Source organism: Bradyrhizobium sp. 2TAF36, from assembly GCF_052114925.1.
Taxonomy (GTDB): domain Bacteria; phylum Pseudomonadota; class Alphaproteobacteria; order Rhizobiales; family Xanthobacteraceae; genus Bradyrhizobium; species Bradyrhizobium barranii.
Genome location: NZ_JBFRFR010000045.1, coordinates 110,529 through 123,105 on the forward strand (window position 1 = coordinate 110,529; position 12,577 = coordinate 123,105).

A 12,577-nucleotide genomic window follows, 5' to 3' on the forward strand; every position below is an offset into this window, starting at 1 on the left:
GGATCTATGGCAGTCGCGTTTGATGAAATGAACATTCCCGGCGGGGACCTTCGCCCCGCCTATCAGGAGCTGGCGCGCTGGCTCAAGGAGACGCCTCCCGAGGCGCTCGAATATCGCCGCCAGGAGGCCGAGCTCCTGTTCCGCCGCATCGGCATCACCTTTGCCGTCTATGGCGATTCCGAATCCACCGAGCGCCTGATCCCCTTCGACGTGATCCCGCGAATCATGTCCGGCAAGGAATGGGCGCTGCTGGAGAAGGGCCTGAAGCAGCGCGTGCGCGCACTCAACATGTTCCTGCGCGACATCTATCATGGCCGCGACATCCTGCGCGCCGAGGTCGTGCCCGACGACCTGATCTTCCAGAACCCGGTGTTCCGCCCCGAGATGAACGGCCAGCAGGTGCCGCACGACGTCTACGTGCACATCGCCGGCATCGACATCGTCCGGGTCGATGCCGAGGACTTCATCGTGCTGGAGGACAATGCCCGTACCCCGTCGGGTGTGTCCTACATGCTGGAAAACCGCGAGATCATGATGCGGTTGTTTCCGGACTTGTTCGCCCGCCACAGAGTGGCGCCGGTCGAACGCTATCCGGACGAGCTGCTTTCCGCCCTGCGTTCGGTGGCGCCGCAAGGCGCCTCCGGCGAGCCGACGGTCGCCCTGCTCACGCCCGGCGTCTACAACTCGGCCTACTACGAGCACTCCTTCCTTGCCGACAAGCTCGGCATCGAACTGGTCGAAGGCCGCGACCTCATCGTCAAGAACAACGAAGTGTTCATGCGAACGACCGAGGGGGTGAAGCGGATCGACGTGATCTATCGCCGCGTCGACGACGATTTCATCGACCCCCTCACCTTCCGCCCCGACTCCGTGCTCGGCGTGCCCGGGCTGATGTCGGCTTATGCGGCCGGCAACATCACGCTCGCCAACGCGGTCGGCACCGGCATCGCCGACGACAAGGCGATCTACTCCTACATGCCGGACATCGTGAAATTCTATCTCGGCGAGGAGCCGATCCTGAAGAACGTGCCGACCTGGCGCTGCCGCGAGCCGAAGGACCTCGCCTACGTGCTCGACAATCTCGGTGAGCTCGTCGTGAAGGAGGTGCACGGCTCCGGCGGCTACGGCATGCTGATCGGCCCCGCCGCGACGAAAGCGACGATCGAGGCCTTCCGCGAAAAGCTCAAGCGCGAGCCGGAAGGTTTTATCGCGCAGCCGACGCTGGCGCTCTCGACCTGCCCGACCTGTACGGCAAGCGGGCTTGCGCCACGCCACGTCGACCTGCGGCCCTTCGTGCTCACCGGCAGCAAGAGCACCACGATCGTGCCCGGCGGACTGACACGGGTCGCGCTCAAGGAAGGCTCCCTGGTGGTGAATTCAAGCCAGGGCGGCGGCACCAAAGACACCTGGATCCTGGACGAGTAGTCAGATGCTGTCGCGTACCGCCGAAAACCTCTACTGGCTCGCCCGCTATGTCGAACGGGCCGAATATCTCGCGCGCACCATCGATGCGACGCTGCGCGTCACTGCGCTTCCCGCCGCCTATATCGGCAAGACCAATGAATGGGACTCGGCGCTTCTCACCGCCGGCGTCGCCGCGAGCTTCTATCAGCAATACGAAGTCGCCAACGAGCACAACGTCGTCGACTACCTCTCGTTCTCGGCAAGCAATCCATCATCGATCAGGAACTGCATCGAGGCGGCGCGGCTGAACTCGCGCTCGGTGCGCACCGCGCTCACCAGCGAGATGTGGGACACCATCAACTCGGCCTGGATCGAGCTCCAGGAGGTCTGGAGCAAGGGCACCTCCACGCGCGAGGATCTCGCAAAATTCCTGCGCTTCGTGCAGGAGACTTCACTGCGCTTCGACGGCTCGGCCTACCGGACCATGCTGCGCAACGACGCCTACTGGTTCTCGCGGATGGGCGTGCATCTGGAGCGCGCCGACAACACCGCGCGCATCCTCGACGTGAAGTACCACGTGCTGCTGCCCGAGGAGGAGCATGTCGGCGGCCCGCTCGACTTCTATCAGTGGAGCTCGATCCTGCGCTCGGTCTCGGCGCTGACAGCCTATCACTGGGTCTATCGCGAGACACTGAAGCCGTGGCTGATTGCGGACCTGCTTATCCTCAACGACACGCTGCCGCGCTCGCTGGCAAGCTGTTACGGCAATCTCGTGCGCAACCTCGACCAGATCGGCGTCGCCTATGGCCGCCAGGGCCCCGCCCAGCGCCACGCCCGCGGCATCCGCAACCGGCTGGAACACAGCAATATGAACGACATTTTCCAGCACGGCGTGCATGAATTCATTCAGGAATTCATCACGGACAATTCCAGGCTGGGCGAAATCATCACGAAGCAGTATTTGATCTGATGTCCCCCGGCTGACGAAAACGGGATATCGTCATGGCCGGGCTTGTCCCGGCCATCCACGTTCTTGCTTTTGCGCGGCGAGGAAGATCGTGGATGCCCGGGACAAGCCCGGGCATGACGAGCTTCTTCGCAATAGGCAGCGGTCCAACCACTAACTTCACGGTCCACCATGCGCCTGCGAATCCTGCACACCACGACCTATCGCTACGAGCCGCCGGCCACCAGCGTGATCCAGATCCTGCGCATGACGCCCGGCAGCCATGACGGGCAATATGTGGCGGAGTGGCAGATCGACGTCTCGACCGACACCAAGCTCGACACCCATGAGGACGCCTTCGGCAACGTCACCCATGTGCTGTCCTGCGGACCCGTCGGCGACATCAAGATCACCGCCGAGGGCCTGATCGAAACCCACGACACYGGCGGCGTGCTGCGCGGCGCCGACGAGCGTTTTCCGGCCGGCATGTTTTTGCGCGCCACTGACCTCACCACCGTCAATCCGGCGATGACGACGGTCGCGCGGCAGTTGCGCAGCGAGGCCGAGAGCGACACGCTCGGCTTCCTGCACACGCTGATGACGCAAATCAGCGATCACATGACCTTCGACGAGGATCCGACCAACAGCGGCACCTCGGCGGCCGAAGCGTTCACGCTCAAGCGCGGCGTCTGCCAGGACTACGCGCATATCTTCATCGCCTGCGCCCGCAGCGGTGGCGTGCCGGCGCGCTTCGTCTCCGGCCATTTCCTGCGCTCGGACGGCACGGTGCACCAGGACGCCGGCCATGCCTGGGCGGAAGCTTACGTCGACGGTCTCGGCTGGGTCGGCTTCGATCCCGCCAACTGCATCTGCACCACCGACGCCCATGTCCGCGTTGCGATCGGGCTCGACTATCTCGGCGCAGCCCCCGTGCGCGGCACCCGCTATGGCGGCGGTGCGGAGACGCTGACGGTGGCCGTGAAGGTCGAGCAGGCCGGCCGCGGCGGGCAATCGCAGTCCCAGTCACAGCGGCAGAGCTAGGCGCTGCGGTATCTCGTCACGAGGCATCTGCGGCGCAATCACGTCGCAGCGTTACAGCTGTAATCGACGACGGCCCGCGCTGAAACCGTCCCGTAGCGCCATCTCTTCAACCTCCGTTGTGATCCGTTTCCGCAACAGAGGTTGAGACAGATGCGGCTTCACGACAAGAACAAGAAGCATTCCGTCCCCTGCGCGATCCCCACCAAGACATGCTTGCGGGGATCCGGGAGTTGGCTCCCGAGATCAAGGCCCGCGCCGCCGAGATCGAAGCCGCACGCCGCGTCCCGCCCGACCTCGTGGAACGGCTGCGGTCGATCGGGCTCTTCCGGATGTTCGTTGCGCGGAGCCATGGCGGGCTGGAGCTGGATTTTCCGGCCGGACTGGAGGTCATCAAGGCACTGGCCCGTCTCGACGGCTCGATCGGCTGGATCGCGACTGTCGCCGGAGCCAGCAGCCTCTTCGTCGCAGCGTCACCCCCGGAATTGTACCAGCGCATCTATCAGGACGGACCCGATACGGCGATCTGCGGCTCATCCCAACCGGGTGGAACGGCAGAGCGCGTGGCCGACGGTTATCGCGTCAAGGGCCGCTGGCCGTTCGCCAGCGGTTGCACGCACGCCGACTGGATCGGCGGGTTCTGCATTGTCACCGAAAATGGCAAGCCGGTCCCCGGCCCGCAGGGCAAGCCGCTGCTTCGCGTCGTTGTGTTGCCGGCGCGCGACTGGGAGATCGAGGACACTTGGCACGCGGCGGGGCTCAAGGGCACCGGCAGCCATCACGTCACGCTGCGGGAGACGCTGGTTCCCGAGGCCAATTTCTTCGATCTCGATGCCGCCCCGCGCCAGTCGGGTCCGCTCTATCGGGCGCTGCGCCAATGGCTGCCATTGGTGCACGGCGCATTCACGGTAGGCATGGCCGAGGGCACCGTCGATGACCTGCTCGCGCTGGCGGGCACCGGAAGGCAGCAATTGTACGCGGCCGTGCCGATGCGGGAGTCCGAGATCTTCCAGTACGATCTCGGCCGGATCTCCGCCGACCTCGGGGCCGCGCAAGCGTTTCATGAGGTCCAGGCCGCCAGCCACTGGCGTCACGCGCTGGCGGGAACGCTGAACGACGAAGACCTCATGATCGAGGGGGCCCGGTCCGCGACCTGGCTCGCCACGACCTGCGTCGGCATCGCGGATGCCTGCTTTGCGCTGGCCGGCGCCAGCGTGGTCTATGACAGTTCGCCGCTGCAGCGGCGCCTGCGCGACCTTCACGTCGCAGCTCAGCACGCTCACGCGCAGCAGCGGCAATATGTCGACGTCGGCAAGCTGGCCTTGCGTCGTGCGGCCGGACATGCCGGCTGAGCGCTCGAGCCGTGCTACACTCGCGGGATCAGACCTGACCCCGCGAGGTACCCCATGGCGACCGTAAAGCTGCTTTCGGACGATGAACTCTCCGCCGAGGCGCGCGCCGTTTTCGACGATATCCGCAAGGTGCGGAAGTCGGACTTCGTCAACAATTTCTGGCGCGCGCTGGCGCATGATCCGAAGACGCTGCGGCGGACTTGGGAGAGCATCAAGGAGGTGATGGCACCCGGCGCGCTCGATCCCAAGATCAAGGAAATGCTCTATGTCGCAGTCTCGATCGCGCATGGCTGCAGCTATTGCATCCATTCGCACACCGCGGGCGCACGGGCCAAGGGCATGACCGAGGCCGAATATGGCGATGCTCGCCATCGTCGGCATGGCCGCGGAGACCAACCGGCTGGTCACGGCGCTCGGCGTCCCCGTCGACGAGGCGTTTCTCGTCGATGCCGCTGACTGAGCGGCAGAGATAGCTGTTTCGCCGGAGAATGACGACCTCCCCCGGGGAATCGGGGGTTTCATGCCTCCCCGAAATTGGCTAGTAATTCCGCGCAAACGCGTTCGGGGACGGGAAATGACCTATTGTTGCGGAATCCTGGTTCGGGACGGTCTGGTGATGATCGCCGACACCCGAACCAATGCCGGGCTCGACAATGTCTCGACCTTCCGCAAGCTCCACATCTTCTCCAAACCCGGCGACCGCATCATGGCGATCGCCAGCGCCGGTAACCTCGCCATCAGCCAGTCGGTGCTGTCGACGCTGACCGAAGGCCTGGAGGACCCCACCACGGGCGAGGTCGAGACGCTGATGAACGCGCCGACCATGTTCCAGGCCGCCCAGCGCATCGGCCGGGCGATCCGGGCGGTGCACGCGACCGAAGGACCCGCGCTGAGATCCGAAGACGTTTCCTTCGACGTCTCCTTCCTGTTCGGCGGCCAGATCAAAGGCGCGCGCATGCGCCTGTTCATGGTCTACACCGCCGGCAATTTCATCGAGTGCACCACGGACACGCCCTACCTGCAGATCGGCGAGCACAAATACGGCAAGCCGGTGCTCGACCGCGCCATGCATTACGACGTCGAGCTGTACGAGGCGCTGAAGACCGGCCTGATCTCGATGGACTCGACCATGCGCTCCAATCTCGGCGTCGGTCTGCCGATCGACGTGCTGGTGGTGCGCGCAGACGCCTGCGATGCCGATCTCAACCACCGCATCGAGGCGGGCGAGCCCTATTTCCACGACCTCCGTTCGCGCTGGTCGGCAGCGTTGCGCGCGGCGCATCAGAACATTCCGCGGCCGCCGTACAAGAACGAAAAAGAACCAAAAACCTGACAGCCAACTTGAAGAGAGAAAAGGCAGGAAACGATGAGTGAAGCAAACAAGATCGCAGTGGTGACGGGCGCGGGCACCGGTGTCGGGCGCGCGGCGTCGCTGGCGCTGATGAACACCGGCTTCACCGTGGTGCTGGTCGGGCGCCGGCTCGACATGCTCGAGGAGACCGCGAAGCTCGGCTCCGCGGGCAAGAGCCTGTGCGTCACCGCCGACATGACCAAGCCGGATTCGATCGCCGCGCTGTTCGACAAGGTGAAGGCGACCTATGGCCGGCTCGACGTGCTCTTCAACAATGCCGGCATGGGCGCGCCGGCGGTGAACTTCGAGGATCTGAGCCTCGAGCAGTGGCAGGCGGTGGTGAACACCAACCTCACCGGCCCGTTCCTGTGCACCCAGCACGCCTTCCGCATCATGAAGGACCAGAGCCCGCGCGGCGGTCGCATCATCAACAACGGCTCGATCTCGGCGCACGCGCCGCGTCCGTTCTCGGCGGCCTATACCTCGACCAAGCATGCCATCACGGGCCTCACCAAGGCCTCCAACCTCGACGGCCGCATGTACGACATCGCGGTCGGCCAGGTCGACATCGGCAATGCCGCGACGCCCATGACCGATCGCATGGTCAACGGCCCCGGCGTGCTRCAGCCCGACGGCACGACCAAGCATGAGCCGCGCATGGACGCCAAGGCGGTCGGCGATGCCGTCGCCTACATGGCCGGCCTGCCGCTCGATGCCAACGTGCTGACGATGACGGTGATGGCCACCAAGATGCCGTTCGTCGGACGGGGCTAAACTAAAAAAGTGAAAAACAACCCCATGCACAGTAGGCGGCGTGGGGTTGCGACTTGCCTTTGGCAAACGCGGTGACGTCGGCTAAATCCCCGCGCTGCCTCCACAATCGTCATTGCGAGCGCAGCGAAGCAATCCAGGGTGTTTCCGCGGAGAGATTCTGGATTGCTTCGTCGCTTTGCTCCCCGCAACGACGGATGATAGAGCGGAGCCCTACTCCAAACTCTCCACCTGCCGTAGGCTSGGAAACAGCTTCATCCACAGCAGCGCGACCGCGACGGTGCAGACGCCGCCGAGCACGGCCGCAGGCATCGCGCCGAGCAGCGCGGCTGCGACGCCGCTCTCGAACTGGCCGAGCTGGTTGGAGGCGTTGATGAAGAGGAAGTTGACCGCGCCGACCCGGCCGCGCATCTCGTCGGGGGTTGAGAGCTGCACCAGCGAGAAGCGGATCACGACGCTGATCGTGTCGGCCGCGCCGAGAACCGCGAGCGACAACACCGACAGCCACATCCACGACGACAGCGCGAACACGACCGTGGCGACGCCGAACACGATCACAGCCTGGAACATGCGCAGGCCCACATGCCGCGAGATGGCGTGACGCGCCAGCACCATGGTCATCAGCAGCGCACCGACCGCGGGCGCGGCGCGCAAGATCCCGAGCCCCATCGGGCCGGTCTGGAGGATGTCGCGGGCATAGATCGGCAACAGCGCGGTGACGCCGCCGAACAGCACGGCAAACAGATCGAGCGAGATGGTGCCGAGGATCGCCGGGTTGCTGCGGATGAAGCGGACGCCGGCGAAGATGTTGTCGGCGTCGGTCCCCTCCTTGGAGACCGCCTGCGGACGCGGCCGGATGAAGCCGGTCAAAATCATCCCGAGAATCCAGAACAGCAGCATCACGGCATAGGCAAGATGCGGCGCGACCGCGTAGGCAAAGCCGCCGAGCGCCGGCCCGGTGATGGTTGCGACCTGCCCTGCGCCGCTCGCGACTGCGGTTGCGCGCTGGAGCGATCCCTGCGGCGCGATCAGCGGCAGCAGCGCCGCGGTGGTCGGGCTCTCGAAGGCGCCGGCAATGCCGAGCACGAAGGTCGCGATGAAGATCTGCACCTCGCTGACCAGGCCGAGATAGGTGATGATCACGAGATAGAGCGTGGTCGCGGCTTCCACGAGCTGGCAGAGCTGGACCACGCGCTTGCGCTCAAAACGGTCGGCGGCGTGGCCGGCGACGAACACCAGAAGCGGGTGGGCAGGAACTGCACGAGGCCGACCATGCCGAGGTCGAAGGCCGAGCCGGTGAGATCGTAGATCTGCCAGCCGATCGCGACCGCCGCGATCTGGCTGGAAAAGCGCGACAGGCTGCGCGAGAGCAGGAAGAACAGGAAGGCGCGGTGGGCGAGGAGCGCGCGGGCACTGACCGGCGGACTGGCTGATATTGGCTGCTCTGGCATCGCCTCTTGGGTCACCCTGGACCGTCCGCCCCCTGATGTCGACGTGCCCCCGCGTGACTGAGGCGCCCCTGCTTGTCAACAGCGAGAGGCTCAGGTCACCTCCCGGCATTGCGTTTGCAACGCGGGCGCGGCCATAATCATTGAGGGTTTGGGGACACCATGCTGCGCTTGCAATCGGCACTCGGCATTTTCGCATTGCTGTTGATCGCTTTCGCGTTGGCAGAGAATCGCCGCGCCGTATCGCTGCGGCAGGCTGCGATTGGCCTCATCGCGACATTCGTCACCGCGGCTGTCCTCCTGAAAGTGCCCGTCGTCGCTCGGGCTTTTGGGGCGATCAACGACGCGGTCGGCGCGATCTCCGCGGCCTCCCGCGCCGGCTCCTCCTTCGTGTTCGGCTATGTCGGGGGCGGTCCCCTGCCCTTCGATCTGAAGGTGCCGGGCGCCGATTTCATCCTGGCGTTCCAGGCGCTGCCGATCGTGCTTGTCATGAGCGTGCTGACGACGCTCTTGTTCTACTGGCGCGTGCTGCCGCCGGTCGTGCGCGGCATGGCTTGGCTGCTGGAGCGGACGCTGGGCGTCGGCGGCGCGGTCGGGCTCTCGACCGCGGCCAACATCTTCCTCGGCATGGTCGAGGCACCGCTGTTCGTGCGGCCGTATCTGGCGCAGATGACGCGCAGCGAATTGTTCCTGGTGATGACCGGCGGCATGGCTGGCATCGCCGGCACGGTGCTGGTGCTCTATGCGACGCTGCTGGCGCCGCTCATTCCCGATGCCGCCGCCCATTTCGTCATCGCCTCGGTGCTGGGCGCGCCGGCCGCGATCCTCGTCAGCCTGATCATGGTGCCGGAGACTTCAGACAAGCGCACCGGCGGCGCGCTGGAGGATCCCGAGATGGACGTCTCCGGCCCGATGGATGCAATCGTGAAGGGGACGAGCTCGGGGATCGAACTGCTGATCAACATCGTCGCCATGCTGCTGGTGCTGGTGGCGCTGGTCTATCTCGTCAATGCCGTCCTCGGCCTGCTGCCTGATATCGGCGGCGCCGCGATCTCGCTGCAACGGCTGCTGGGCCTAGTGATGGCGCCGGTGTGCTGGCTGATGGGATTGCCCTGGGAGCAGGCGGTGACCGCCGGCAGCCTGATGGGCACCAAGACCGTGCTCAACGAGCTGATCGCCTACGTCGACTTCTCAAAACTGCCGCCCGATACGCTCGATCCCCGCTCGCGCCTGATCATGCTCTACGCAATGTGCGGCTTCGCCAACTTCGCCAGCCTCGGCATCATGATCGGCGGCTTAGGGGTGATGGCGCCGGAGCGGCGCGAGGAGATCAACGCGCTCGGGCTGAAATCGATCGTGTCGGGGACGTTGACGACGTGTTTGATGGGGGCGGTGGTGGGGGTGTTGAGCTGAGTGGCCGTAGCCCGGATGGAGCGCAGCGAAGCAATCCAGAATCTTTCCGCAGTGACAGTCTGGATTGCTTCGCTGCGCTCGCAATGACGAGGAGAGAGGCTACGCCTTCAACTCCACCGTCCTGAACTCCGCCGGCAGGATCACCTCCAGCAGCTCCACGTCATCCGAATAGTCCAAAATCATGTGCTTGATCTTCGGCGGCTGGGTCCAGGCGCTGCCTTCCTTCATCAAGGTCTCGCCCTGGCCGTCCATGTAGGTCTTCACCCAGCCCTTGAGCACGTAGACCATCTGGAATTCGACGTCGTGGAAGTGCAGCTTCGACACCTCGTTCGGATCGCAGGGGCCTTGCAGGCGGATCACGTGGGCTTGCGCGAGGCCGTGGCTGGCTTCGGCGATGCCGAGGTCGCGATACTTAGCGTAGGCGCGCAGGCCGTCGGCCTTGAAGTCTTCCTCGCGGTGATGGCTGATGGCGATGCGCTGCTTGGGACGGGCGGGCTTTTTCGGAGCGGCCTTCGCCGGTGTCGTGCGCGCCTTTGCCTTCACCGCCTTGCGCGCCGAGGATCGTGCCACGGCCTTGGCTCCGCTCCGCTTCTTCACCGTGGCCTGGGCTGCACTGCGCGATTTTGTTTTCTTGGCCATGGGCCGCCTCCCTGTTGTTATAGGCGGAGGCTAGCACAGAACGAGATATCGTAGGGTGGGCAAAGCGAAAGCGTGCCCACCATTGCCAGATGCAATCGTGGAGAGATGGTAGGCACGGCGCGAGCGCGCCTTTGCCCACTCTACGATGCCGGCGCGCTGTTCAATGCAGCCGGAACACGCCATCCACGGCGCGCAGTTCGGCCGGCTTGATCAGCTTGGAATGCGCGACGGTCACCGAATGGAGCGGACCGTCGAGCTTTTCCTGCCAGAACGCCAGGAAATCCTTCAGCGCCGGAAATTTCGGAAACATGTCGTAGTTCTGCCAGACGTAGGTCTGGAGAAGCGAGGGATGATCGGGCATCCGATAGAGAATTTGGGCCGTCGTCAGCCCGTAACCCAAAAGCTGTTTCCGGAAATCTTCGGAAACGCCCCCACTCCGCAAGCCCATGCCAACCTCCTTTGCAGGAGCGCATTCAAGGGGCGGCTTGGTCGGTGTGCGCCTTACGACCCACCCGGTACTGATGCGCTCACATGAGAGAAATGTGACGCAAACTGACAATCCATCTCAAGCCTAAAAGTTTAACAAGCTGTTGAAATTCAATGCTTTAGCAGCAGAGGCGGCTCCGTGCTAATACGGTCACCGGGCGGGTTAACGATGGTAAAGAGATTCTGGCACCCGGGCCTTCAGAGTGCCGATTTTTCTGCTAGAAGCCCTTGCCCCCGCAAAATTCCTGTCCTATTTCAGCCTCGCCTGTGCTAGCACTCGCTGGCACAGACTGCTAATGCCAAAAAATTCCCATACCGTGCAACTACTTAGGAGGACTGCATGAAATTCCGTCCGCTTCACGACCGCGTCGTGGTCAAGCGTATCGACGCAGAAGAGAAGACCGCCGGCGGCATCATCATTCCCGACACTGCCAAGGAAAAGCCCTCGCAGGGCGAAGTCGTCGCCGTCGGCCCCGGTGGCCGCGACGAAGCTGGCAAGCTGATCCCGATCGACCTGAAGGTCGGCGACCGCGTGCTGTTCGGCAAGTGGTCCGGCACTGAAGTCAAGATCGACAACGTCGACCTGCTGATCATGAAGGAAAGCGACATCATGGGCGTCCTCGACGTCCCCGCTTCCAAGAAGAAGGCGGCCTAAGAGCCCCCTCTCCCCACCAGCTAAACACCTAAGGAAAAATCCAGATGTCAGCTAAAGAAGTCAAATTCGGCGTCGATGCACGCGACAAGATGCTGCGTGGCGTCGACATCCTCGCCAACGCCGTCAAGGTGACGCTCGGCCCCAAGGGCCGCAACGTCGTCCTCGACAAGTCGTTCGGCGCTCCCCGCATCACCAAGGACGGCGTCACCGTCGCCAAGGAGATCGAGCTCGACGACAAGTTCGAGAACATGGGCGCGCAGATGGTGCGCGAAGTCGCCTCCAAGTCGGCTGACGCGGCCGGCGACGGCACCACCACCGCAACCGTGCTCGCGGCTGCGATCGTTCGTGAAGGCGCAAAGTCGGTTGCCGCCGGCATGAACCCGATGGACCTGAAGCGTGGTATCGACCTGGCCGTGGAAGCCGTGGTCGCCGACCTCGTCAAGAACTCCAAGAAGGTCACCTCGAACGACGAGATCGCCCAGGTCGGCACCATCTCGGCGAACGGCGATGCCGAAATCGGCAAGTTCCTCTCCGACGCCATGAAGAAGGTCGGCAACGAGGGTGTCATCACCGTCGAGGAAGCCAAGTCGCTCGAGACCGAGCTCGACGTCGTCGAGGGCATGCAGTTCGACCGCGGCTACATCTCGCCCTACTTCGTCACCAACGCCGACAAGATGCGCGTTGAGATGGACGACGCCTACATCCTCATCAACGAGAAGAAGCTCTCCTCGCTGAACGAGCTGCTGCCGCTGCTCGAGGCCGTGGTGCAGACCGGCAAGCCGCTGGTCATCGTCGCCGAGGACGTCGAAGGCGAAGCGCTTGCGACCCTCGTCGTGAACCGTCTGCGCGGTGGTCTGAAGGTCGCGGCCGTCAAGGCTCCGGGCTTCGGCGATCGCCGCAAGGCCATGCTGCAGGACATCGCGATCCTGACCGGCGGCCAGGCGATCTCGGAAGATCTCGGCATCAAGCTCGAGAACGTCACGCTCAACATGCTCGGTCGCGCCAAGAAGGTGATGATCGACAAGGAGAACACCACGATCGTCAACGGCGCCGGCAAGAAGGCCGACATCGAGG

11 protein-coding genes and 2 pseudogenes are annotated in these 12,577 nt (G+C 64.2%); 10 read left to right on the forward strand and 3 right to left on the reverse strand.

What is annotated here, in order from left to right:
- Nucleotides 1-6: 6 nt before the first annotated feature.
- From AB4Z51_RS25540 to AB4Z51_RS25570, 7 genes and pseudogenes are all read left to right on the forward strand, one after another.
- Entirely contained in the window at nt 7-1,425 is a 1,419-nt protein-coding gene (locus AB4Z51_RS25540; RefSeq protein ID WP_014494252.1) for a circularly permuted type 2 ATP-grasp protein, read from the forward strand.
- 4 nt (nt 1,426-1,429) lie between these two features.
- Nucleotides 1,430-2,374, forward strand: a complete 945-nt coding sequence (locus AB4Z51_RS25545; protein WP_028150006.1) for an alpha-E domain-containing protein — start codon at nt 1,430-1,432, stop codon at nt 2,372-2,374.
- A 168-nt stretch (nt 2,375-2,542) separates the two neighbouring features.
- Nucleotides 2,543-3,391 carry a transglutaminase family protein gene (locus tag AB4Z51_RS25550; RefSeq protein WP_166091716.1) on the forward strand — a complete coding sequence of 283 codons (849 nt, stop codon included), beginning with the start codon at nt 2,543-2,545 and terminating at the stop codon, nt 3,389-3,391.
- Between the two features lie 230 nt (nt 3,392-3,621).
- Nucleotides 3,622-4,740, forward strand: a complete 1,119-nt coding sequence (locus tag AB4Z51_RS25555) for a flavin-dependent monooxygenase (RefSeq protein WP_441498245.1) — start codon at nt 3,622-3,624, stop codon at nt 4,738-4,740.
- A gap of 54 nt (nt 4,741-4,794) precedes the next feature.
- A pseudogene (locus AB4Z51_RS25560) lies at nt 4,795-5,200 on the forward strand (carboxymuconolactone decarboxylase family protein).
- A 114-nt stretch (nt 5,201-5,314) separates the two neighbouring features.
- Nucleotides 5,315-6,073: a proteasome-type protease gene (locus AB4Z51_RS25565; protein ID WP_028150003.1), complete on the forward strand. Its 759-nt coding sequence runs from the start codon at nt 5,315-5,317 to the stop codon at nt 6,071-6,073.
- A gap of 33 nt (nt 6,074-6,106) precedes the next feature.
- Entirely contained in the window at nt 6,107-6,865 is a 759-nt protein-coding gene (locus AB4Z51_RS25570; protein WP_441498246.1) for an SDR family oxidoreductase, read from the forward strand.
- A gap of 210 nt (nt 6,866-7,075) precedes the next feature.
- Here AB4Z51_RS25570 and AB4Z51_RS25575 read toward each other — a convergent pair.
- Nucleotides 7,076-8,313: pseudogene (locus AB4Z51_RS25575) on the reverse strand (MFS transporter).
- 159 nt (nt 8,314-8,472) lie between these two features.
- On the opposite strand from AB4Z51_RS25575, the gene AB4Z51_RS25580 reads away from it, so the two are divergent.
- Nucleotides 8,473-9,723 carry a NupC/NupG family nucleoside CNT transporter gene (locus AB4Z51_RS25580; RefSeq protein WP_135216887.1) on the forward strand — a complete coding sequence of 417 codons (1,251 nt, stop codon included), beginning with the start codon at nt 8,473-8,475 and terminating at the stop codon, nt 9,721-9,723.
- A 99-nt stretch (nt 9,724-9,822) separates the two neighbouring features.
- On the opposite strand, the gene AB4Z51_RS25585 is transcribed toward AB4Z51_RS25580, so the two are convergent.
- Together AB4Z51_RS25585 and AB4Z51_RS25590 are read right to left on the reverse strand one after the other, a co-directional pair.
- Nucleotides 9,823-10,362: a cupin domain-containing protein gene (locus AB4Z51_RS25585; protein WP_135216886.1), complete on the reverse strand. Its 540-nt coding sequence runs from the start codon at nt 10,360-10,362 to the stop codon at nt 9,823-9,825.
- A gap of 160 nt (nt 10,363-10,522) precedes the next feature.
- Nucleotides 10,523-10,810, reverse strand: coding sequence for an usg protein (locus tag AB4Z51_RS25590; protein ID WP_014494242.1), 288 nt, complete (start codon nt 10,808-10,810; stop codon nt 10,523-10,525).
- A 378-nt stretch (nt 10,811-11,188) separates the two neighbouring features.
- On the opposite strand from AB4Z51_RS25590, the gene AB4Z51_RS25595 reads away from it, so the two are divergent.
- Both AB4Z51_RS25595 and groEL read left to right on the forward strand, forming a co-directional pair.
- A complete protein-coding gene (locus AB4Z51_RS25595; RefSeq protein WP_008139213.1) occupies nt 11,189-11,503 on the forward strand; it encodes a co-chaperone GroES in 315 nt (104 codons plus the stop codon).
- 44 nt (nt 11,504-11,547) lie between these two features.
- Nucleotides 11,548-12,577 (forward strand): chaperonin GroEL (gene groEL / locus AB4Z51_RS25600; RefSeq protein WP_441498247.1); only part of this gene is annotated, 1,030 nt, incomplete at its 3' end.